Source organism: Azonexus sp. MM2026_4 (assembly GCF_055901855.1).
Genome location: NZ_CM148380.1, coordinates 3,451,545 through 3,472,431, shown reverse-complemented (window position 1 = coordinate 3,472,431; position 20,887 = coordinate 3,451,545). Strand labels below are relative to the sequence as shown.

Sequence of the window (20,887 nt, the reverse complement as noted above, 5' to 3'; positions counted from 1 at the left end):
AACACTCATCTTCAAATCCACGACATGAAAAGCGCCTATTCTAACCGCTCAACGGCGCTCGCCCCGGAGCGCCAGCACGCTTTCGAACAGTCGCTCCGGCGTCGCCGCCGCGGCATCCAGCGGCGCCCCGACCTTGAGCCCGATGGCCGAGAACATGCCGCGCCGGAACGGCGTCTTCATCGCCACCCCGTCGATGCGCGAGAAGAAGCTGCCCCACAGCCCGGACAGCGCCATCGGCACCACCGGCACCGGGTTGGCGGCGAGGATGCGGGCGGCGCCCGGCCGGAAAGGCTGCAATTCGCCGTCGGCGGTAATCCCACCTTCCGGGAAGATGCCGACCAGTTCGCCATTGGCCAGCGCATTCGAGACCTCGGCGAAGGCCTTCTCCATCAGCGCCGGGTCTTCCTTGGCCGGGGCAATCGGGATCGCTCCGCAATGGCGGAAGACGAAGCCGAGTAGCGGCGTGCGGAAGATGCGGTGATCCATGACGAAGCGGATCGGCCGCGGCGACGCCCCCATCAGGATCACCGCGTCGGCGAAGCTGACGTGGTTGGCGACGAGCAGCGCCGGGCCGTCCAGCGGAATGTGCTCGACGCCCTCGCTGCGCAGCCGATAGACCGCCTTGACCAGCAGCCAGGCAACGAAGCGGAGCAGGAATTCCGGCACCAGGCCGTAGATGTACACCGCCACGGCCGCGTTGAGCAGCGCCGCGATGCCGAACAGCGCCGGAATCGACAACCCGGCGCCGAGCGCCGCCGCCGCGCCGAGCGCGCCGACGACCATGAACAGCGCGTTGAGGATGTTGTTGGCGGCAATGATCCGCGCGCGATGCGCCGGCTCGCTGCGCGACTGCACCAGCGCGTACAGCGGGACGATGAAGAAGCCGCCGAACATGCCCAACATCAGGAGGTCGAACAGCACGCGCCAGACCGCCGGCAGACTGAGCAAGGCGGTCAGCTCGTGCGCCGTGGTACCGACCAGGCCGACCGGCGAGGCGAAGTAGAGGTCGATGCCGAACAGCGTCAGGCCGATCGAGCCGAAGGGCACCAGGCCGATCTCGACGTGCTTGCCGGACATCCGCTCGCAGAGCAGCGAGCCGACGCCGATGCCGACGGTGAAGATGGCGAGCAGCAGCGTCACCATCGTCTCGCCGCCGCCCAGCACGTTCTTCGTGTAGGCCGGGAACTGGGCCAGGAACAGCGCGCCGTAGAGCCAGAACCAGGAGGCGCCGAGGATGGAGAGGAAGACGCTGCGGTTGCCGCGGGCGAAGTTGATGCTGCGCCAGGTCTCGCTCAGCGGATTCCAGTTGATCCGCAGTTCCGGCGCCGGCGGCGGCGCCTCCGGGATGCCGCGGCTGTAGAAATAGCCGAGCACGGCGACCGCCAGCCCGCCGACGGCGATCCACATCGGCTGGGCGACGCTGCCGGCGAGCAGGCCACCGGCCAGGGTGCCGACCAGGATGGCGACGAAGGTACCGGCCTCGATCAGCGCGTTGCCGCCGACCAGCTCGTCGTCGTGCAGGTGCTGCGGCAGGATCGCGTACTTGACCGGCCCGAACTGCGTCGATTGCAGGCCGAGCAGGAACAGCGCGGCGAGCAGCCAGACCAGGCTGTGCAGCGCGAAACCGACGGCGGCGATGCCCATGATGAGGATTTCCAGCAACTTGGAAAAACGCGCCAGCGTCGCCTTGTCGTACTTGTCTGCCAGTTGCCCGGCGGTTGCCGAAAAGAGGAAGAAGGGCAGGATGAAGATGCCGGCCGCCAGGTTACCCAGGAGTTCCGGCGCGAGCGTGGTCCATTGCGCCGCCTGAAAAGTCAGCAGCACGACCAGCGCATTCTTGTACAGGTTGTCGTTGAAGGCGCCGAGGAACTGGGTGCCGAACAGCGGCCCGAAACGTTTTTCCTTGAGGAGTCCGAATTGTCCGCTCATGAGGGCTGGCCCGAAAAGATGCGGCGGGTATTGAAGACCGCCGGCGAGAAGGAATGTCCCTGCCAGTTGAGCAGGCGCTTGAGGACGAAATCGAAGAGTAGCGGATTGTGCTCGCGCAGCGCGTCGAGATCGGCGACGGCGGCTTTCGGCAGCAGCCCGGCGCGGGCCAGCGTCAACGCCGAAATCAGCGGCAGGATGCCGGGCAGCGGGTAGTCGGAACCGTGCAGCAGACGCTCGTGCAGATCGCCGCGTTCGAGCAGGGTACGGATCACCGCCGGCTGGCGATTGCGCAGCGCGATCGCCGAGATGTCGCCGTACAGCAAGTCCTTGGCGCGCGGCTCGGCCATCGCCTTGAGGAAGAGGTCGAAACTGGGGCGCACGCTGCCGTCGTCGTCGAGATCGCGGCCCATCGTCGCGCAATGGGCGACCACGACCTTGACGCCGAGATCGAGCGCCCGGCGCAGACGCAGCGGGTTGCCGAAGACCTGCGTGTCGCTGCCTCGCACCGCCTGCTCCTCGCCGCAATGGACGATCAGCGGCGTGCCGGACTCGGCCAGTACGCGGTAGAAGGCATCACACTTCGCGTCCGCCGGGTCCATGCCCTGCGCTGCCGGCAGCCACTTGACGGCGCGGGCGCCGCCGGCAATTGCCTGGCGCAGGTCGTCGACTGCCGTCGCGTGGTAGGGATGCAGCGACGCCACCCACTCGAAGCGGGCCGGGAATTCCTGCGCCAGCTTCGCCGCCCAGGCGTTCGGCACGTAGAAGGCCGAATGTTCCGGGTGCGCCTGGCCGGCCGCGTCGTGGAAACGTTCGAAGGCGAAGAGCATGACCTTGAAGCCTTCCGGCATCGCCTCGCACAGGTTGAGCAGGCGCGCCGTGTAGGCGGCATCGACGGCACCCGGCGCATCGTGGGCGCAACCGGCGTTCATGTAGAACAAGCGCTGCGCGTAGTGCAGCGGGTGCAAAGGCGAGGACAGTTGCGGCCCGACCTCGATGCCGCTGCCGCCGTCGCCCAGCCCGGCGAGATGGACGTGGCAGTCCCACAGCCCGGCCGGATCGATGCCGGCCCAGGCCTGCTTCAGCCAGGGACTGTCGAGCAGGCGGACGGGAATCGCCGCGCGACAGGGATTGACCACCACCGGTTTGGCCAGGCTGGCACCGGCGGCGACCAGGGCACCGCCGGCCGCCAGCAGGCCGAGCCAACGGCGGCGTTGTGGATTGAATTGCATCAGGCGGCCTCCGCCATCTGTTTCAGCGTCACGTAATCGATCTTGCCGGTGCCGAGCAGCGGCAGCGCCTCGACCACCAGGATCTTGCGCGGCACCGCCAGTTCCGGCAGGCCGAGTTCGCGCGCCTTGCCGGCCAGCATGTCGCGACTCAGCGCCGGGTCGGTGGTGAACAGCACCAGCGCCTCGCCCTTGCTCTCGTCGGGCTGGCTCGACACCGCGTGCGGCTTGTCCGGCGCAGTGGCGACGGCGAGTTTCTCGACCACTTCCAGGCTGACCATCTCGCCGGCGATCTTGGCAAAGCGCTTGACCCGGCCGACGATCCTGACGAAGCCCTCGTCGTCGATGTCGACCACGTCGCCGGTGTCGTACCAGCCGTCGCCGGCATCGGAAACCGGCGGCTGCAGCACGCCCGGCTGTTCGGCCTTGAGGTAGCCGGCCATCACATTGGGGCCACGCACGTGCAGGATGCCGCCGTTGACGATGCCCGGCACCGGCACCAGCTTGTGCTCGATGCCCGGCAGCAGGTTGCCGACGGTGCCGGTCCGGTAAGCCATCGGCGTGTTAACCGCCAGCACCGGCGCGGTTTCAGTGGCGCCGTAACCTTCGAAGATGCGCACGCCGAACTTTTCGAACCACTGGCTGCGCACCGCTTCCGACAGTTTTTCGGCGCCGGCGACGACGTAGCGCAGGCGATAGAAATCGTAGGGATGGGCGAACTTGGCGTAGTTGCCGAGGAAGGTCGAGGTACCGAAGAGCACGGTGCAGTTGCGGTCGTAGGCGACTTCCGGGATCACCCGGTAATGCAGCGGCGACGGGTAGAGGAAGAGGTTGGCGCCGGTCAGCACCGGCAGCAGCGCGCCGGCGGTGAGGCCGAAGCTGTGGAAGATGGGCAGCGCGTTCAGCACCTTGTCGTCGACCGAGAAGTCGATCACCGCGCGAATCTGCGCGATGTTGGCGAGGATCGCCCGGTGCGGCAGCACGACGCCCTTCGGCTTGCCTTCGGAGCCCGAGGTGAACAGCACCACCGCCGCATCCTCCGGCGAAGCGTGCAGTTCGAAGGCGTGCGGGAAACGGATCGCCCACAGCACCAGCCACAGCTTGTCGGCGAGGCCGATGCGCTCGCGGATGTCCTCAAGATAGAGCAATTCGACGCCCTGCAATCCGGCCAGCTTGTCGCCGAGCTTGGCCTGCTCGACGAAGGCGCGCGAAGTGACCACCGTCTTCACCTCGGCGGCGGTGCAGGCGGCCTGCATGGCGTCGGTACCGGCGGTGTAGTTGAGCATCGCCGGCACGCGCTTCCGGGCGGTAAGGCCGAAGATCAGGCCGATGGTCGGCACCAGGTTGGGCAGCAGCAGGCCGACCTTCTCGCCCGGCCGCGACACGCGCTCGATCTGCCGGCCAAGAATCAGCGCCATCTTCAACAGGTCGTTGTACGAATACTCGATCTGCTTCACATCCTCCAGCAAGCGCCGGCCGCGCCCGTACACCCGGGCCGCGTCGCACAGCGCGCCGTACAGCGTCTGGTTCGGGCGCGAAGCGAAGATCATCTCCTGCATCAGCTTGCGCATCTGCTCGCCGGACTTGCGCCGGCGCTGCTTGGCGGTGGGCGCCTCGGGCATCGGGAAATGCGCTTCCGGCAGCACGGTCAGGCAAATTTTCGGGAACATCACCTTCGGGTAACTGCCCGACAGGCGCGAGAAGTAGGAGCGCGAGGCGCCATCGACGCGCACCGGGATCACCGTCGCGCCGGTCTTGGCGGCGACGAAGGCGGGGCCGTCGTAGACCTTCATCAGCGAACCGGTGCGGGTGATCCGCCCTTCCGGGAAAATGACCACCGGCCGCCCAGATTCGATCAACCGGATCACCTTCTTCATCGCCATCGGGCTGGTCGGATCGACCGCCAGGTAATCGACCTGCGACAGCAGCAGGCGGAACCAGAAATTGTTGGCGACGCCGGTATGCACGACGAAAACCGGATCGAGCGGCAGAAACAGGCCGAGCAGCAGGCCATCGAGGAAGGACTCGTGGTTGGCGACGATCAACAGCTTGCGCTGCGAGAAATCGGACTGCCGGAAGCGCACGTCAACGCGAAACAGCAGGCCGACCAGCAGCCGCAGGAAAGGACGCAACAAGGCACGCATCAGGTGGACTCCCGGAGGTAATCGAGCACGTTGGTGAAAGTGGTTTCCAGCGCCTGGCGGTCGATCCAGAACCACACCTCCTTGCCGATCTTCTCCGAAGCCAGCACCCCGGCCTCATGCAAGACCTTCAGGTGATGCGAAACGGTCAACCGCGCCAGCGTCGACACATCGGCAATCTGCCCGACATTGAGCCGCTCACCCGGCTCGAACAGCAGCAGGATGCGCTGCCGATGCTCGTCGCCCAGGGCAACGAAAATCTTGGACATGACGGCCCACTGGGGGGGAATGGTTTGGCTGTAGTCGGTTTTCATGTCGATAAGTTTAGTTATATCGACATGATGGAGTCAAGGGGAATTTCGAGAAGTGCTCTCGTCCGCAGCTTAAGTTGAGACTTTCGCAGCTTAGGTCGAGATAGCAAACATCGGCGTCACAATGGTTTCCAAGGGTTCTCAGCAGCTGAGAGCCTCAGAATCACGTAAATCTGGGAACTTGAGTTTTGCGAACACGTTTGAGAAGTCCCACCTTTCCAGCCGACTAGAATCCAATCAAGAATGGCACTCTCTTAGGCTGGATATCGGCCTTATGTAGAACTCTACATAAGGCCGATTATGCAGAGCCCCCGATTATGTGGACTTGCCAGAGAGTGAAGCCGCGAAAGCGGCGCCATTTGGGGCTTGGCGGCGACTGATATCGCTGAGAGGTCAACATAATTTTCGCGGTCGTCTGAAGTGGTAATTCCACTTCAGGAGGCCGTTATGAACCAAGTCACTCTGTCACCAGCGGCGCCAAGCGCCCGCCAATCCGCTGCGCAGTCGGAACAAATTTCCGAGGAGTTGCGCCGCTACGACGAACACCTACGCAATGTACGAGGGCTGGCGGCGGCAACGCGTGTCGATTTGATTCGCGTCGCAGGCTGGCTGCTGCGGCAACAGTTCGAGGAAGGTGCCGTCGATATGGCCAAGCTACAGCCCGACGATGTTCGCCGATTCCTCGCCAGCCAACTCGACGCCCATCGAACTGCCTCCAACGCATCGCGGTTGGCGGCGGCGCTTCGAAGTTACTTCCGATATCGGACCACCTGCGGCGACCCGGTCGGCAGACTGACAGCTGTCATCACGAACCCGGTTCACTGGAAGCTGGCGTCCTTGCCACGCGCCCTCAAGCCGGACGAAGTCGAGCGCCTGCTGAACTCGTTCACCGCCGATCGTCGTTGGCCGAAGCGGGGCTATGCCATCGTCCGTTGCGCCCTGGACATGGGGCTGCGCTCCTGCGAAATCGCGCATCTCATGTTGGCCGACATTGACTGGCATGCCGGCACGGTGACGCTGCGCGGCACGAAGTCGCTGCGGCAGGACATCCTGCCCTTGCCGATGGAGACCGGCCAAGCCTTGGTCGACTACCTGCAACACGAGCGACCCACCGCAGTCAATCCGGCCGTCTTCGTCCGGCACGGGGCGCCGTACGATCAACCCATCACTCCGAATGCCATTCGGAACGTAATTCGCCGTGCCTACCACCGCATCGGCCTTACCCATTCCCGCTCGCATGCCCTGCGCCATACCCTGGCATGTCGCCTGGTGGAGAGCGGCAGCTCGCTCAAGGAAGTGGCCGATGTCCTGCGCCACCGTTCACTGAGCACGACGCTGATCTACGCCAAGCTCGACACGCCGAAGCTGTCCGCCGTGCCGCTGCCCTGGCCGGGGAGCGGATCATGAGCCGGCGCATCAGCCTGCAGGCGAGAATCAACGACTACCTTGCCGAGCGCCGTCGCCTGGGCTTCGAGTTGCACTCGCGGGACACGCTCCTGGCAAGTTTCGCCCGCTACGTCGCCGGTCAACATCACCGAGGGCCACTGACCGTCGATCTCATGGCGGATTGGGCACGGCGCGACAAAGGAAACCGGGGAACACCAGGCACCTGGGCGCATCGCTTGGCGTTGCTGCGGCCCTTTGCCCGCTACCTGAAACAGTTCGAGCCCGATACCGAGGTGCCGGATGAGTTGATCTTCGGTCCGGAGCCGGGACGGGTTGCGCCCCACATTTACCGCGAGGACGAGATCGTCGAATTGCTGGCGGCGGCTCGCCAGCTCGGGCCTCGCGGCAGTTTGCGCCCGATGGCCTTCGAGACGTTGTTCGGACTGATGGCTTCGACCGGACTGCGGGTCTCCGAGGCCCTTCACCTGCGCGACGCCGATGTCGATCTCAAACGCGGGATGCTGACCATCCGGCAAACCAAGTTCGCAAAGTCCCGGCAATTGCCGCTGCACCCGAGCACGGTCGAGGCATTGGCGCACTACCGGTGGCAACGCACCCGGCATGTTCCGAGCACCGGCGACACCCCGTTCCTGATCAGCAGCCGTGGCCGGCGGCTGGGGCAGCCGCTCGGCGACCGGCAGGCCCACCGGGTCTTCAATGCCTTGCGGGACAGCCTCGGCTGGGTCAATCGCGGGGCGCATGAAGCGCCACGGCTTCATGACCTGCGCCACACCTTTGCCGTCCGGCGCCTGATGCGCTGGCATGCCGAGGGAACCGATATCGATCAGATGATGCTGGCGCTGTCAACCTACCTGGGCCACGCCGAGATCTTCTACACCTACTGGTATCTGACGGCCGTTCCCGAATTGATGGCGCTGGCCGGCGGCAAGTTCGAGCACTTCGTCGATTTCCCGGGAGACGGCGATGAGTAAGGCCAAGCCCCAAAAATCGCCGCCGTCATTTGCCGCGCTCGTCCAAACCTACTTCACCGAGCATCTGACGCAGCACCGGGCGTTGAGCCCGCAAACGATCGCTGCCTACCGCGATGCCTTCATGCTGTTTCTTGGGTTTGCCGAGTCCCGTCTCGGCAAGACGCCGACCACGATGGCGCTGGCCGACATCACGCCGGATCTGATCATGGCCTTCCTCGATCATCTGGAATGCCAACGACACAATTCCGTGCGTAGCCGCAATGCCCGTCTGGCGGCGCTGCGGTCGTTTCTGAAATTCGCCGCCCACCGGGACGTGTCGTCGTTGCAAGTGATTGAACGCGCCCTCGGCGTTCCCGTGAAACGCTTCGAGCGACCGATGTTCGGCTACCTGTCTCGCGAGGAAATGCTGGCGGTGATCGGCACGTCGGACGGAACCTGGACCGGCCAACGCGATCAGCTGCTGTTCCTGCTGCTCTACAACGTCGGCGCACGCGTTTCGGAAATCACCGCGGTCAAGGTCGGCGATGTGGTGCTCGAGGCGGGCGCGGCTTGCGTTCATCTGCATGGCAAGGGCCGCAAGCAGCGCAGCGTTCCACTGTGGCGCTCGACCATCAAATCAATCCGGGCCTGGCTGAAAGTGAATCCGCAGTTCGATGCAGCGTCAGCGCTGCTGCCCAATCGCGATGGCCAAGCGATGTCACGATCCAACGTAGCGAAGCGTTTGGCGCTGGCGGTACAAGCCACCGCTGAAACTCTCCCCAACTTGGCAAAGCGGCACATCTCGCCTCATTCCATTCGCCACACGACGGCCATGCATCTATTGCAGGCCGGCGTCAACATGAGTGTGATCGCACTTTGGCTCGGCCATGAAAGCCCGGAAACAACCCACCAATACGTCGAGGCTGATCTGGCGATGAAGGAACGCGCTCTGGCTCGGCTGCAGGAACCCAAAGCAAAAATCTGCCGCTACCGTGCACCTGACTCGTTGACCGACTTCCTGAAAACGCTTTGATTATGTGGAGATCGGAATTCGCGCCTGCCGCTGCCATCCAGCGGTTGGCGAGTGATCCAACTCGAAGCTCCACATAATCGGGGGCTCTGCATAATCGGCCAAAGCTGACCTTGGATTGCAGGCTGGAATCAGGCTGCAAGTTACCGCTGACCGGCCGGTCAGCGGCTAATGGCGTTCAATGACCTCTCGTCGTCGTAGGAGGGCATCGGAAGATGGCGGTGCTCTGTTGTAGTTTGATTGCATTGATCGCCGCAGCCTCGTCAAAGGTCAAAAGAGCCAGATGAAGCGGCAACATAAGTGAGTCTGGGTCAATTGCCTTCCGAAGAGCATCAGCCTGAGCGTCGCTGTTACAGAGAATCATCAAATCGATGTCCGCTGCGTCAAGCTTGTCACGATTGACTGAGCCAAACAGATGCCATTCGGTTCCGTGAGTTGCTGCCCCAAGTGAAACAGCGAGCTGCTTAAGGCTTGCAACGACTCTGGTACGAATCATTTGGCTAGATGCTGCATGAGCGCACTAAACGTAAGAGCCTGTGCACCTATCGATTCAGCGGCTGTCTTCGCCTGGTCGGTTATCGAGCCGTAGCTTGATGACTTTACTACGACATCAAAGTTGCCGATGCGAGCTCTGGCATTGCGTACGTCTTCGGCGCTCATGTTGTATGTATCGATGACCGCTACGGTGACGCTTGTGCCATTTCTACTGCGGACCGCAAAAACACTGTCGTAGACGTATGAGACCGATGCCACATTCTTGTGCTGCTCCATGGCGTTTATGAAGAACCCCATGTTCTTGTCGCGAAAGAGATTGGCAGCTTTTGTATCTGCTGCACGGGCTATGTCACCCAGCGTGCCAAATGCGGCAGGAACGTTATGAATGAAGTCAATGGCTTCTCCACTCCATAATGTCGCTGAGGGGACGTTTACCACCAAGTCGGGCTTGGTAGCACCTGAAAAGAGAGCCTGTGCATCCGAGAGTTGAATCACGTTCTTGACGCCCAGCACAGCGACCAAGAACGTGTATTCGTCCTTTGCCCTAACGACCAAGAAATCCTCCGGAGTTCGATCTACGACCTTTACGCGCTCCTCTGTAGCAAGCTTATTCACCACCCAATCGGATACGGTGCCCATACGTCAGTTCTCCAGAATCGTAGACAAGTCTTCAGGGAAGCGAGATGCATCCTGTCTGTTGTCCTCAATGTGGAAGGCCTCGAGGTCATCAACATGCTGACGAAATAACTCCAACGTTGATTTCTCATTGTCGTTAAGTAGATGGCGGTTAGCATCGAGAACCGCGAGTAGTCGCCGGTTGTTGGGCAGAATGCACGAAATCATTTTCCGCTTCCATCGCTCAGCGGCGCCGCTCTCCGGATTACGAGCGGCTTCAATGTGTGGTCCATACTGTTGAAAGATAACAAGGTTCTGGGCAAGGAGAGGTTCCACGACTTGGCGAGCATCAGCGCGGTCTCCAAACTTCACAGCACCGAACAGTCCTTGAAGCTTATTCGCGTGTTCGCGCTTCCATTCGAGCATCATCGTGTCTGGGAACGCATCTGGTGCCTTATCCACCATCGTGTGACAGTTTGCGCAGAGCACTACCAAATTCTCGAAGGCCCCTCGTTCCTCCACGCTGAGATTTGGGTTGCCTCTGGGCCCGCCATCGTTTGCAGCAAATACATGAGCCATCTCGGCAACGTGGACGGATTCACCCGCTGCATCGACAAAAAGCTCTTTTAAGCAACTAGGGTTCTGACAATAGCCGGCTGAGGCGGCAAATAGTTGAACGCTGCGTATGTGCGTCTGGGGAAGCAGCCCCCCTGGAGCAAGCCATCTCGATTTCCTTTCCCATCTGGCATTGCTGACATTCTATTCGAGCAATGCTGGCAGTGACTAAGGTAGGGTGCCGTCCTACGCCACAGTCGAAAACAGTGATTTGCGATTTTGCGGCTGAACGGCAAGTGACCAGCGCATTGCCGTCCGATTCAGGCCAGAAGATCAAGGTCTGCTTTGGCCGATCAGCGGAAGCTGGTTAATCAGCTATGCATCCGACGAAATCCCCAATGTTTGAGGCGAGTACAGGGTGGCTAAACAAACCGAGGCTCAAGTTGAGTTGCGGAGAACCGGAAAAATCTCAACTTAAAGTGCAAAAGCGTGATGACCTAGGTTTGCGAGACTCAACAGCGGACACCGGAATACAAGGAGCCTCTATCTCGATTTAAGCTGCGGACAAGAAGTGCTTCATCCCCGCGACAACTCGGCTAGACTGGAGTCCTGGCGAACACCGCAACCACGCCATGTACTATCTTCACTGCACCAAGAAACTGCTTGACCGCACCAAGCCCACACCGCCCACTGCCGACGCGAGCACGACGCAATTGGGCAACTGGTACGCCACGGCATTGTTCTCCCGCCCGCAACTTGCCCTGCTGGTCAACGAACAAACCCTGCTCCCCGTCCTGCTACCACTGGCCCCGGCGGCAACGCTAACTGACCGCTTTCCCCTGCAACTCGCGCAAATCCTCGCCGCACATGGGATCGCCGAAATATTCATTGAAACCGAAATGGCACTGATGCAGGAAGTCAGCCACGCAAAAACCAGCAACCGCAGCGTGCTCGGCATCATGAACCAGTTCGCCTACCAGATCGAAAGCCAAACTGACCGCGACGATCTCCTGGCGCTCTCGCTCAAACTATCGAAAACACCCTGCGGTCCGCTCTACAAGGGGGCAGTCTTCCCGGACAAGGCGCTGAAGGAACTGGTGCTGCGATGAAAATGCAGAACCCGGAAGACTCCGTGACTGGCACCTCCCTCTGCTGATGAACGGCCAGGTCACGCTGACGTAAAGGAGACCCGCATGAGCGATCAACCCAGCCTGCCGCAACCCCTGCTCGCCGCGCTGCGCGAGTTGATCGCACAGGGCCGCCGGCGCGCCCTGCGGGCGGTGGACACGGTGCAGGTGCAGACCTGCTGGGAAATCGGCCGGCATATCGTCGAATTCGAACAGGGCGGCGAGCATCGTGCCGCCTACGGCAAAAAGCTGCTGTCCAGTCTGGCGGAAAACCTGACCCGCGAATTCGGCAAAGGCTTCGATGCCTCGAATTTGCGTTACATGCGGCTGTTTTATCAGGCCTTCCCGATCTGTGACGCACTGCGTCACGAATTGAGCTGGACCCACTACCGCACGCTATTACGCGTCGAGAGCGCGGATGCCCGGCAGTGGTACATGAACGAAGCCGTCACGCAAAACTGGAGTTCCCGCGCACTGGAACGCCAGATCGGCACCTTGTATTACGAACGCCTGCTGCTGAGCGACGACAAGCCGGCGCTGGTAGCCGAAGCCGATGCCAAGCTGCAAGCCCTGAAACAAGCGCCGCGCGAATTCATCCGCGACCCGGTGATGCTCGAATTCCTCGGCTTCCCGGGCAGCGGCAGGCTGCTGGAATCGACGCTGGAACAGGCGTTGATGGATAAGTTGCAGGCTTTCCTGCTCGAACTGGGCAAGGGCTTTGCCTTTGTCGCCCGCCAGCAACGCATCAGCACCGAAAGCAAGGATTTCTACATTGATCTGGTGTTCTACAACTACCTGCTCAAGTGTTTTGTGCTGATCGACCTGAAAACCCATGAGCTGACGCATCAGGACATCGGGCAGATGGATATGTATGTCCGCATGTACGACGAGCTTAAACGCGGCCCGGATGACAACCCCACCGTCGGCATCCTGCTCTGCGAGCACAAGGATCATTCCGTGGTGCGCTACTCGGTGCTGCACGACAGCGAGCAGCTGTTCGCCAGCAAATATCGCCTGATCCTGCCCAGTGAAGAAGAGCTGCGCTGCGAGATCGAACGCGAGCGGGCGATTCTGGACGAAGCCCAAAATACTGGACAGAACACTCCTGGAGAAGGGCTGGCATGAGCATGGGCGCTGTGCCAGGGATTTTCCGACGCAATGCGCCCCCCATCGTCCGCTCTTCGGGCGCTCAAGGCGTTTGGTCAATGCCCCCCCAAAACGACCACGCAGCCAATCCCATTCCCGCCCCGCTTGTCCTAAACTGCGCCCTCGGCTGACTGCTTTGCCGCTTTCTCGATCAGGATCAACGCGTGAATTTCTTCTCGACCGCCGTCAAGTTTCTTGCCCTCCCCTTTGCCCAGGCCAATTACCGCACCGATTTGCGGCGCACCTTGCTGGCGCTGGCCGCCGTTGGCTTCCTGGCGATGTTCGTGCTGATCGGCGGCATGCTGCTGAGCATCCTGCCCCGTTTGCCGTCGCTCGACCTGGTAACTGATTACCGGCCGAAGATCCCCTTGCGCATCTACACGGCCGACGGCGCGCTGCTGGGGGAGTTCGGCGAGGAGCGCCGCGACTTCACGCCGATCCAGGAGATTCCGCCGCTGATGAAGGACGCCTTGCTGGCGATTGAAGATGCGCGTTTCTACGAACACGGCGGGGTCGATTACCACGGCGTGGCGCGAGCGGTGGCGGCGGGGCTGACCGGCGGCATGCGCCAGGGCGCGTTGACGATCACCATGCAGGTGGCGCGCAACTTCTTCCTGACGCCGGAGAAGACCCTGCGCCGCAAGCTGACCGAGGTGATGCTGTCCTACCGCATCGAATCGGCCTTGAGCAAGGACCAGATCCTTGAGCTGTACATGAACCAGATTTACCTCGGCCAGCGCTCCTACGGTTTTTCCAGCGCCGCCCGCACCTACTTCCGCAAGCGCCTGCCCGAGCTGACGCTGGCCGAGGCGGCGATGCTCGCCGGCATTCCGCAGAACCCGGCCAAGCACAACCCGGCAGTCAATCCGGCGCGCGCCAAGGCGCGCCAGGAGCTGGTGCTGAAGCGCATGCTGCAACTGGAGAAGATCACCCAGGCGCAGTTCGCCGAGGCCGTCGCCCAGCCGCTGGCGGTCAGCCAGAGCCTGCAGTTCGAGGCACACGCCGACCACGTCGCCGAACTGGTGCGCCAGGAGCTTTTTGCGCGCTACCAGGGCGCCGCCTACACCCAGGGTTTCAATGTCTACACCACGCTCGACAAGGCCGGGCAGAACGCCGCCTACGAATCGCTGCGGCGCAACGTGCTGGCTTACGACCAGCGTCACGGCTACCGCGGCCCGGAAGGTTTCGTCGAGCTGCCAGCCGACGCCGACGAGCGCGAGGAAGCGATCGACCAGGCGCTGGCCAAGCATCCCGGCAGCGACAAGCTGATCGCCGCCGTCGTCACCGAAGTCTCGGCCAAGCGCGTGCGCGCCGAACCGGCCTTCGGCGACACGCTGGAGATCACCGGCAACGGCCTGCGCTTCGCCGCCCGCGCGCTGCAGCCGAAAGCTTCACTGGCAGAGCGTATCCGCGTCGGTTCGGTGATCCGCGTCAGCCAGGACAGCAAGGGCCACTGGGCGATCGCCCAGATGCCGGAGGTGGAAGCGGCCTTCGTCGCCCTCGACGCCGAGGACGGTTCCTACCGGGCGCTGGTCGGCGGCTTCGATTTCTACCGCAAGCAGTTCAACCACGTCACCAGCGCCTGGCGCCAGCCGGGGTTGACGATCAAGCCTTTCGTCTATTCGGCGGCGCTGGAAAAAGGCTTCTCGCCGGCCACGCTGATGAACGATGCGCCACTCTCGCTGCCCGGCGGCGCCGACGGCCAGCCGTGGGAGCCGCGCAACGACGACGGCTACGACGGCACGCTGACGCTGCGCCGGGCGCTGGCCCGCTCGAAGAACGTGGTCGCCGTGCGCCTGCTGCAGGCGATCACGCCGCAGTATGCGCGCGACTACCTGACGCACTTCGGTTTCGACGCCGCCAAACACCCGGACAACCTGACGCTGACGCTGGGCAGCGGTTCGGTGACGCCGCTGCAGATGGCCCAGGCCTATGCGGTGTTTGCCAACGGCGGCCACACGGTCAGCCCGCGCCTGATCGAGAAGATCACCGACGCCCGCGGCCAGGTGCTGTGGGAAGCCCCGGCGCCGTCGAAGGAAGAGAGGCAGCCGGTGATCGATCCGCGCAACGCCTTCATCATCGACAGCATGCTGCGCGAAGTGGTGAGCAGCGGCACCGGCGCCGCCGCCAGCCAGCGCCTGGGGCGCAGCGACTTGGCCGGCAAGACCGGCACCACCAGCGACGCGGTCGACGGCTGGTTTGCCGGCTACGCCGCCAAGGTGGTGGCGGTGGCGTGGATGGGTTACGACCAGCCGAAATCGCTCGGCGCCCGGGAATTCGGCGCCACGCTGGCGCTGCCGATCTGGGCCGACTACATGCGCCAGGCGCTGGCCGGCAAGCCCATCACCGAGCGGACGGCGCCGCCGGGCGTCTCCTACGTCGATGGCGACTGGGTGTACGACGAGTTTGCCGGCGACGCCGGGGTCAAGGCGCTGGACGTCGAAGTCTCGCCCATCGACAGCATCCTGGACGCGATGCGTAAGCTGTTCGGCGAGTGATCGCACCGGCCGCGGCGCGGAGTTTGCGCCCCGGGCCGGCCGGCCAACCCGGGCGAAGTGAGTGCCAGCTTAGATCTGGGCGCGGATGCGGTCGGCGCGCTCGCGCGGGCTGGGGTGGGTGGACAGCCAGGAGGCGTTGTTGCCGCCCAGTCCTTCCAGCTTTTCCAGCGCACTGACGCAGGCCTGCAGCGGATACTGCTTTTCGCGCATGAAGGCGAGCGCGCGGTCGTCGGCTTCGTTCTCGTTGGTCTGCGAATGCTTGGAGCGGACCACCTGCTCGAACAGGCTGCCCAGCGCGGAATCGGCGACCCCGGCGGCGGTACCGCCGGTCGAGGCGACGGCACTGCGCAGCGCGCTGGTGCGCAGCGCGGTCTGGATGCGCGCCTTGGTGTGACCGGCCTGGATATGGCCGATTTCGTGGCCGATCACGTAGCGGATTTCGTCGTCGCTGAAACGGTCCATCAAACCGCTATAGACGCGGATGACGCCGTTGGCCATGGCGAAGGCGTTCACTTCGGAAGACAGGTAAGCCTTGATGTTGAGCGTCAGCCCATCGTAGCTGCTCAGCCCTTCCGACAACTTGGTGATGCGTTGGCCGTAGGGCGAGAAGGAACCGGCAAGCTGGTTCTGGCGATCGGAATTGGCGGCCAGACGGTCGAAGTAGACGCGCAACTCGGAATCGGAAATGGTTTCCGACTGCAGGAGACTGCGACCGGCGTCCAGCGCCCGCCCCCAATTGAACTGCGCGCTGGCTTGATTGACGAAGCTGACGCCGGAAAACATGGTGGCCAGCAGGACAAAATCGCGACGTTTCATGAATGCTCCCTGACTTTTGCTTGGTTTGGTATGCCGGCATTATATGCCTTTGGCAATACCAGGGCATCGCCTGCTGACGTATTTGCCACATCGGCTAGAATCGGCGGCTCGATCCCGTGATTTCACCAAGCATGCAGCCTTCCCGATCCGAATTCCTCGACGTCAACGGCGTCCGCCTGCACATCCGCCGCTGGGGTCGTGCCGACGCCCCGACGCTGTTCCTGCTGCACGGCTGGATGGACGTTTCCGCCTCCTGGCAGTTCGTCGTCGACGAACTGGCGCAGGAGTGGAACATCGTTGCCCCCGACTGGCGCGGCTTCGGCCAGTCGCAGTGGCTGAACCGGCCGTATTTCTTCGCCGAGCACATGGGCGACTTGGCGGCGATCATCGACCGCTACGCCCCGGACCAGGCGGTACGCATCGCCGGCCACAGCATGGGCGGCATCCTCGGCACGCTGTACGCCGGCATCCGGCCGCAGCGCGTGCAGCGGCTGGTGTCGCTGGAAGGCATCGGCATCGCGCCGACCACCGCCGACATGGCGCCGGCCCGCTACCGGCAGTGGCTGGAGCAACTGGAAGAACCGCCGCGCATGCACGCCTATCCCGACCGCCAGGCCTTCGCCCGCCGGCTGCTGAAAAGCGACCCTTACCTGACTGAGGAACGCGCCGAGTTTCTTTCCCGCCACCTGGCGTGCATCGGCGACGGCACCAACCGCCAGGGCGAATTCCGCCACGGCGAGATCTGGAACGGCGACCCCTGGCACAAGGCGACCTCGCCCTACCTGTTCCGCCTTGAGGAATCGATGGCGATCTGGCGCGAAGTGAACTGCCCGGTGCTCTGGATCAGCGGCCGCCAGTCCTGGGTCGTGCGCGATTTCGCCGCCCGCCCGGGCGACTGGGAAGCGCGCCGCGCCTGCTTCGCCGACATCCGCGAAAGCTGGATCGACGACGCCGACCACATGCTGCACCACGACCAGCCGGCACAGGTGGCGGCGCTGATCGAGGACTGGTTCAGGACTTGAGCAGTTCCTCGCGGGCGCCGAGCCAGCGCTGCAGGTGTTTTTCGGCCAGCGCCGGGTGGCCGGTGAGCATTTCCTCAGCGATCTGGCGCGCCATTTCGACCAGGTCGGCGTCCATTTCCAGGTCGGCGTAGCGCAGCAGCGGCACGCCGCTCTGGCGGGCGCCGACGAATTCGCCGGGACCACGAATCTGCAGGTCCTGGCGGGCAATCTCGAAACCGTCGGTATTCTCGAAGATGATCTTCAGCCGCTGGCGGGCGATTTCGCCGAGCGGCCCGGCGTAGATCAGCACGCAGCTCGACTCGTACTGACCACGGCCGACCCGACCGCGCAACTGGTGCAGTTGCGACAGGCCGAAGCGTTCGGCGTGCTCGATGACCATCAGGCTGGCGTTGGGCACATCGACGCCGACTTCGATCACCGTCGTCGCCACCAGCACGTCAATGTCGCCAGCAGCGAAGGCGCTCATCACCGCCTGCTTCTCGTCGGCCTTCAGGCGGCCGTGTACCAGGCCGACGGTCAAGCCCGGCAAATCGGCGGAAAGTTGCGCGTAGGTTTCCTCCGCCGTCTGCAACTGCAGCGCCTCCGACTCCTCGATCAGCGGACACACCCAGTAGGCCTGGCGACCTTCCTCGACGTGTTTCTTGACGAAGCCGACGACATCCTGACGGCGGTTGTCGGCGACCAGCCGCGTCTTGATCGGCGTCCGACCGGGCGGCAGTTCGTCGAGCACGGTGACGTCGAGGTCGGCGTAGTAGCTCATCGCCAGCGTGCGCGGGATCGGCGTCGCCGACATCATCAACTGGTGCGGGTTGCTGCCCTTCTTGCGCAGCGCCAGGCGCTGGGCAACGCCGAAGCGGTGCTGCTCGTCGACGATGGCCAGGCCCAGCTTAGCGAAGTCGACACCGTCCTGGATCAGCGCGTGCGTGCCGACCACCAGTTGCGCGTCGGCCGCCGTCGCCGCCAGTTGCGCGCGCTTGGCCTTGGACTTCAGGCTGCCGGACAGCCAGGCGACGCGCACGCCGAGCGGCTCCAGCCAGTCCTTGAGTTTCAGGTAATGCTGCTCGGCGAGGATTTCGGTCGGCGCCATGAACGCCGCCTGCCAGCCGGCAGAAATCGCCTGGCAGGCCGCCAGCGCGGCGACAATGGTCTTGCCGGCGCCGACGTCGCCCTGCAGCAGGCGCTGCATCGGGTAAGGCTGGGCGAGGTCGCCGGCGATCTCGGCCATCGCCCGCAACTGCGCGCCGGTCAAGCCGAAGGGCAGGCGGTCGAGTAGGCGGGCGCCGAGGTCGTCCCGCGCCACCAGCACCGGCGCGCCCTGCTCGCGGCGGGCGAGGTAGGCGCGGCGCAGCGACAGTTGCTGGGCCAGCACCTCGTCGAACTTGACCCGGCGCCAGGCCGGGTGATTGCGCGCGTGCAGCGTATCGACGTCGGTGCCCGGCGGCGGCCGGTGCAGGAAGTGCAGGCTGCGCGCCAAGCCGGGCAGTTTCAGCCGCTGGCGAATCTCGTCGGGCAGCGTCTCGGAGAGGTCGCCATCGGCCAAGGCGCGGCCGATCAGCTTTTGCAGCGCCGAGTTGGCAAGCCCGGCGGTGGACGGGTAGATCGGCGTCATCTCGCTCGGCAGCGGCTCGCCTTCGGCGATCTTGCGAAAACGCGGATGCACCATCTCCAGCCCGAAGAAGCCGCCGCGCACCTCGCCGAAAGCCCGCACCCGCGCACCGGCGCTGAACGCCGCCTGATGGTTCGGGTGGAAGCTGAAGAAGCGCAGCGTGATCTCGCCGCTCTCGTCGTAGGCGCGGACGACCAGTTGGCGGCGCGGCTTGAACTGGATTTCGCTGTCGGCGACGCTGACCTCGATCTGCACCGGTTCGCCGGCAAAGGCGCGGGCAATCGGGGTGACCCGGGTTTCGTCCTCGTAGCGCAGCGGCAGATGGACCAGCAAATCGGCCTCCGTGTGGAGGCCGATCTTGGCCAGCTTCTTCTTCAGCGCGTCGGAGGCGCGGATCGGCGCCTGGGACATGCGGATCAGCCGAGGAACATCACCGCGTCGGCTTCGACCAATGCGCCACGCGGCAATTCCTTGACGCCGACGGCGGCGCGCGCCGGGAAGGGCTCGCTGAAATAACGGGCCATGGTTTCATTGACCTTGGCGAAGTTGCCGAGGTCGGTCAGGAAGACGTTGAGCTTGACCACGTCGGCGAGCGTCCCGCCGGCCGCTTCGGCAACCGCCTTGAGGTTTTCGAAGACGCGAACGATTTGCCCGTCGATGCCGTCTACCATCTGCATGGTCGCCGGATCGAGACCGATCTGCCCGGACAGGTAAACGGTGTCGCCGACACGCACGGCTTGCGAATAGGTGCCGATGGCGGCCGGCGCATGCGGCGTGGCGATGATGGTCTTGGCCATGTTGCGTTCCTCTTGGTGATTTTGCAAAACCGTTATTCTAGACCCGAGCTTCCATGAACCCACGCATCGAATCCCTGGAAAAACTGCTTGGCGGCCCGCGCGATGGCGCGCTGCTGCGCTTCTCGCTGGGCAACGAGTACCTGAAGGCGGACGCGCCGCGCCAGGCGGCGGACTGCTTCCGCGCCGCCGTCGACCGCGACCCCAATTATTCCGCGGCGTGGAAGGCGCTGGGCAAGGCGCTGGCCCAGGCTGGCGAGAGCGCCGCGGCGGCGAACGCCTACAGCGACGGCATCCGGGTGGCGGAAGCGCGCGGTGACATCCAGGCGGCCAAGGAGATGAAAGTCTTCCTGCGCCGGCTGCAAAAAAGCGCCTAGCGATTGCCCTTCGGCTCGACGAGCAGGCTTTCGATCCCCAGTTCGCGCAGCTTCGCCTGCGCCTCGGCGGCTTCGCGGCGGGTCCGGAAAGGACCGACCTGGACCCTCGCTTCGATCTGCGACGGCACGCCATTCAAGGTCAGCCGGGCGTGCAGTTCCTCGGCGCGCTGGGCGCTGGCGAAAACGCCGGCCTGCAGGACGAAGCCGGAGAACAGGCGGGGTGCCGCCGGCGCTTCACCAGCCAGCGGTCGCGCGGCGGCGGGCGTGGTCTTCAGTACCTTGGCTGCCGGCACCGTCGTCGGCGCCGACTGCGGCGCGGCTGACGTCGGCGGGGCGGTTGGCCGCGCCGTCGGCAGCGGTTGCGCGGGCTGTGTGGCCGGCGCGACTGGCAGCAATTGGGGCGGCGCCGTCATTTCCGGGACGACTTCAGGTTCCGCCGGGGCGACGTTGCGCCGCACCGTCTTTGTTGCCGCGGGGGCTGCCGGCTGCGCCACCGGTTGCGACGGCGTGGCCGCCACTTCGGGCGGCGGCGGTGTCTCGCTGGCGCCGGCGGTCGCCGGCTCCGGGGTTTCCGGTACAGCGGCCTCGGCGGGTGGCGCTGCCTCGGATTCGGCCGGGGTCACCGGCTGGGTCAGGATTTTTGGCGGCGCCACCGGCACCGGCCGGGTGTAGACCGCCACTTCTTCCTCTTCGGCCGGCTGCGAGAAGCGGTCGAAGATGGCCAGCACGCCGAGCAGGACCGCCACCAGGGTACCGGCAACAGCCAGCCGGCGGGCCAGTTGCGCCCGCAATTCCGGTTCGACCTGCGGCGCCGTTTCTGCGCGTTTTTCCGTCATCATCTT

At 64.1% G+C, this 20,887-nt stretch carries 19 protein-coding genes; 8 read left to right on the top strand and 11 right to left on the bottom strand.

Features of this window, described 5'->3' with window-relative positions; translation table 11 throughout:
• Positions 1–48: 48 nt before the first annotated feature.
• From AC0KWY_RS16345 to AC0KWY_RS16330, 4 genes are read right to left on the bottom strand one after another with little or no spacing between them, the layout of a single operon-like run.
• Positions 49–1,929, bottom strand: a complete 1,881-nt coding sequence (locus AC0KWY_RS16345) for an MFS transporter (protein WP_474026531.1) — start codon at positions 1,927–1,929, stop codon at positions 49–51.
• Complete coding sequence (locus AC0KWY_RS16340; protein WP_474026530.1) at positions 1,926–3,158, bottom strand: amidohydrolase family protein; 1,233 nt, start codon at positions 3,156–3,158, stop codon at positions 1,926–1,928. The genes AC0KWY_RS16345 and AC0KWY_RS16340 overlap by 4 nt, the downstream gene beginning before the upstream one ends.
• Positions 3,158–5,299, bottom strand: coding sequence for a bifunctional acyl-ACP--phospholipid O-acyltransferase/long-chain-fatty-acid--ACP ligase (aas, locus tag AC0KWY_RS16335; protein WP_474026529.1), 2,142 nt, complete (start codon positions 5,297–5,299; stop codon positions 3,158–3,160). Before aas ends, AC0KWY_RS16340 begins: the two co-directional genes overlap by 1 nt.
• A complete protein-coding gene (locus AC0KWY_RS16330; protein ID WP_474026528.1) occupies positions 5,299–5,565 on the bottom strand; it encodes an ArsR/SmtB family transcription factor in 267 nt (88 codons plus the stop codon). The genes aas and AC0KWY_RS16330 overlap by 1 nt, the downstream gene beginning before the upstream one ends.
• A 489-nt stretch (positions 5,566–6,054) precedes the next feature.
• Here AC0KWY_RS16330 and AC0KWY_RS16325 point away from each other — a divergent pair, with 489 nt between their 5' ends.
• The 3 genes from AC0KWY_RS16325 to AC0KWY_RS16315 are packed head-to-tail and all read left to right on the top strand — an operon-like array spanning position 6,055 to position 8,997.
• Positions 6,055–7,014 (top strand): site-specific integrase, encoded by a 960-nt coding sequence (locus AC0KWY_RS16325; protein ID WP_474026342.1) that lies wholly within the window; start codon positions 6,055–6,057, stop codon positions 7,012–7,014.
• Positions 7,011–7,985 carry a tyrosine-type recombinase/integrase gene (locus AC0KWY_RS16320; RefSeq protein WP_474026527.1) on the top strand — a complete coding sequence of 325 codons (975 nt, stop codon included), beginning with the start codon at positions 7,011–7,013 and terminating at the stop codon, positions 7,983–7,985. The genes AC0KWY_RS16325 and AC0KWY_RS16320 overlap by 4 nt, the downstream gene beginning before the upstream one ends.
• The gene (locus AC0KWY_RS16315) at positions 7,978–8,997 is read left to right on the top strand and encodes a tyrosine-type recombinase/integrase (RefSeq protein WP_474026526.1); all 1,020 of its coding nucleotides are present in this window, start codon (positions 7,978–7,980) and stop codon (positions 8,995–8,997) included. The genes AC0KWY_RS16320 and AC0KWY_RS16315 overlap by 8 nt, the downstream gene beginning before the upstream one ends.
• Before the next feature lie 175 nt (positions 8,998–9,172).
• Here the strand turns inward: AC0KWY_RS16315 and AC0KWY_RS16310 are convergent, their stop codons facing one another.
• The 3 genes from AC0KWY_RS16310 to AC0KWY_RS16300 are packed head-to-tail and all read right to left on the bottom strand — an operon-like array spanning position 9,173 to position 10,533.
• Positions 9,173–9,490, bottom strand: coding sequence for a nucleotidyltransferase domain-containing protein (locus AC0KWY_RS16310; RefSeq protein WP_474026525.1), 318 nt, complete (start codon positions 9,488–9,490; stop codon positions 9,173–9,175).
• On the bottom strand, positions 9,487–10,128 hold the full coding sequence (locus tag AC0KWY_RS16305) for a hypothetical protein (protein ID WP_474026524.1): 642 nt from the start codon (positions 10,126–10,128) through the stop codon (positions 9,487–9,489). Before AC0KWY_RS16305 ends, AC0KWY_RS16310 begins: the two co-directional genes overlap by 4 nt.
• A 3-nt stretch (positions 10,129–10,131) precedes the next feature.
• Positions 10,132–10,533, bottom strand: coding sequence for a hypothetical protein (locus AC0KWY_RS16300; RefSeq protein WP_474026523.1), 402 nt, complete (start codon positions 10,531–10,533; stop codon positions 10,132–10,134).
• Positions 10,534–11,291: 758 nt separating this feature from the next.
• Here AC0KWY_RS16300 and AC0KWY_RS16295 point away from each other — a divergent pair.
• The 3 genes from AC0KWY_RS16295 to AC0KWY_RS16285 all read left to right on the top strand — a co-directional run bounded on the left by AC0KWY_RS16295 (position 11,292) and on the right by AC0KWY_RS16285 (position 15,430).
• Positions 11,292–11,768, top strand: a complete 477-nt coding sequence (locus AC0KWY_RS16295) for a DUF6933 domain-containing protein (RefSeq protein WP_474026522.1) — start codon at positions 11,292–11,294, stop codon at positions 11,766–11,768.
• An 84-nt stretch (positions 11,769–11,852) separates the two neighbouring features.
• Complete coding sequence (locus tag AC0KWY_RS16290) at positions 11,853–12,911, top strand: PDDEXK nuclease domain-containing protein (RefSeq protein WP_474026521.1); 1,059 nt, start codon at positions 11,853–11,855, stop codon at positions 12,909–12,911.
• 185 nt (positions 12,912–13,096) lie between these two features.
• Positions 13,097–15,430, top strand: a complete 2,334-nt coding sequence (locus AC0KWY_RS16285) for a penicillin-binding protein 1A (protein ID WP_474026520.1) — start codon at positions 13,097–13,099, stop codon at positions 15,428–15,430.
• A 69-nt stretch (positions 15,431–15,499) separates the two neighbouring features.
• On the opposite strand, the gene AC0KWY_RS16280 is transcribed toward AC0KWY_RS16285, so the two are convergent.
• A complete protein-coding gene (locus AC0KWY_RS16280) occupies positions 15,500–16,246 on the bottom strand; it encodes a M48 family metalloprotease (RefSeq protein ID WP_474026519.1) in 747 nt (248 codons plus the stop codon).
• A 131-nt stretch (positions 16,247–16,377) separates the two neighbouring features.
• Between AC0KWY_RS16280 and AC0KWY_RS16275 the strand changes: the two genes are divergently transcribed.
• Entirely contained in the window at positions 16,378–17,268 is an 891-nt protein-coding gene (locus tag AC0KWY_RS16275) for an alpha/beta fold hydrolase (protein ID WP_474026517.1), read from the top strand.
• Here the strand turns inward: AC0KWY_RS16275 and recG are convergent.
• Together recG and AC0KWY_RS16265 are read right to left on the bottom strand one after the other, a co-directional pair.
• On the bottom strand, positions 17,258–19,285 hold the full coding sequence (gene recG, locus AC0KWY_RS16270; RefSeq protein ID WP_474026516.1) for an ATP-dependent DNA helicase RecG: 2,028 nt from the start codon (positions 19,283–19,285) through the stop codon (positions 17,258–17,260). The two genes, AC0KWY_RS16275 and recG, sit on opposite strands and share 11 nt — an antisense overlap.
• Before the next feature lie 5 nt (positions 19,286–19,290).
• Entirely contained in the window at positions 19,291–19,671 is a 381-nt protein-coding gene (locus tag AC0KWY_RS16265) for a RidA family protein (RefSeq protein WP_474026515.1), read from the bottom strand.
• 53 nt (positions 19,672–19,724) lie between these two features.
• Between AC0KWY_RS16265 and AC0KWY_RS16260 the strand changes: the two genes are divergently transcribed.
• Entirely contained in the window at positions 19,725–20,045 is a 321-nt protein-coding gene (locus AC0KWY_RS16260; protein WP_474026514.1) for a hypothetical protein, read from the top strand.
• Here AC0KWY_RS16260 and AC0KWY_RS16255 read toward each other — a convergent pair.
• Positions 20,042–20,881 carry an SPOR domain-containing protein gene (locus tag AC0KWY_RS16255; protein WP_474026513.1) on the bottom strand — a complete coding sequence of 280 codons (840 nt, stop codon included), beginning with the start codon at positions 20,879–20,881 and terminating at the stop codon, positions 20,042–20,044. The two genes, AC0KWY_RS16260 and AC0KWY_RS16255, sit on opposite strands and share 4 nt — an antisense overlap.
• Positions 20,882–20,887 lie beyond the last annotated feature (6 nt).

Excerpts from the sequence above, each read along its gene's own strand:
- AC0KWY_RS16345 (WP_474026531.1), bottom strand. The coding sequence starts at position 1,929 with ATGAGCGGACAATTCGGACTCCTCAAGGAAAAACGTTTCGGGCCGCTG.
- AC0KWY_RS16340 (WP_474026530.1), bottom strand. The coding sequence starts at position 3,158 with ATGCAATTCAATCCACAACGCCGCCGTTGGCTCGGCCTGCTGGCGGCC.
- aas (WP_474026529.1), bottom strand. The coding sequence starts at position 5,299 with ATGCGTGCCTTGTTGCGTCCTTTCCTGCGGCTGCTGGTCGGCCTGCTG.
- AC0KWY_RS16330 (WP_474026528.1), bottom strand. The coding sequence starts at position 5,565 with ATGTCCAAGATTTTCGTTGCCCTGGGCGACGAGCATCGGCAGCGCATC.
- AC0KWY_RS16325 (WP_474026342.1), top strand. The coding sequence starts at position 6,055 with ATGAACCAAGTCACTCTGTCACCAGCGGCGCCAAGCGCCCGCCAATCC.
- AC0KWY_RS16320 (WP_474026527.1), top strand. The coding sequence starts at position 7,011 with ATGAGCCGGCGCATCAGCCTGCAGGCGAGAATCAACGACTACCTTGCC.
- AC0KWY_RS16315 (WP_474026526.1), top strand. The coding sequence starts at position 7,978 with ATGAGTAAGGCCAAGCCCCAAAAATCGCCGCCGTCATTTGCCGCGCTC.
- AC0KWY_RS16310 (WP_474026525.1), bottom strand. The coding sequence starts at position 9,490 with ATGATTCGTACCAGAGTCGTTGCAAGCCTTAAGCAGCTCGCTGTTTCA.
- AC0KWY_RS16305 (WP_474026524.1), bottom strand. The coding sequence starts at position 10,128 with ATGGGCACCGTATCCGATTGGGTGGTGAATAAGCTTGCTACAGAGGAG.
- AC0KWY_RS16300 (WP_474026523.1), bottom strand. The coding sequence starts at position 10,533 with ATGATGCTCGAATGGAAGCGCGAACACGCGAATAAGCTTCAAGGACTG.
- AC0KWY_RS16295 (WP_474026522.1), top strand. The coding sequence starts at position 11,292 with ATGTACTATCTTCACTGCACCAAGAAACTGCTTGACCGCACCAAGCCC.
- AC0KWY_RS16290 (WP_474026521.1), top strand. The coding sequence starts at position 11,853 with ATGAGCGATCAACCCAGCCTGCCGCAACCCCTGCTCGCCGCGCTGCGC.
- AC0KWY_RS16280 (WP_474026519.1), bottom strand. The coding sequence starts at position 16,246 with ATGAAACGTCGCGATTTTGTCCTGCTGGCCACCATGTTTTCCGGCGTC.
- AC0KWY_RS16275 (WP_474026517.1), top strand. The coding sequence starts at position 16,378 with ATGCAGCCTTCCCGATCCGAATTCCTCGACGTCAACGGCGTCCGCCTG.
- recG (WP_474026516.1), bottom strand. The coding sequence starts at position 19,285 with ATGTCCCAGGCGCCGATCCGCGCCTCCGACGCGCTGAAGAAGAAGCTG.
- AC0KWY_RS16265 (WP_474026515.1), bottom strand. The coding sequence starts at position 19,671 with ATGGCCAAGACCATCATCGCCACGCCGCATGCGCCGGCCGCCATCGGC.
- AC0KWY_RS16260 (WP_474026514.1), top strand. The coding sequence starts at position 19,725 with ATGAACCCACGCATCGAATCCCTGGAAAAACTGCTTGGCGGCCCGCGC.
- AC0KWY_RS16255 (WP_474026513.1), bottom strand. The coding sequence starts at position 20,881 with ATGACGGAAAAACGCGCAGAAACGGCGCCGCAGGTCGAACCGGAATTG.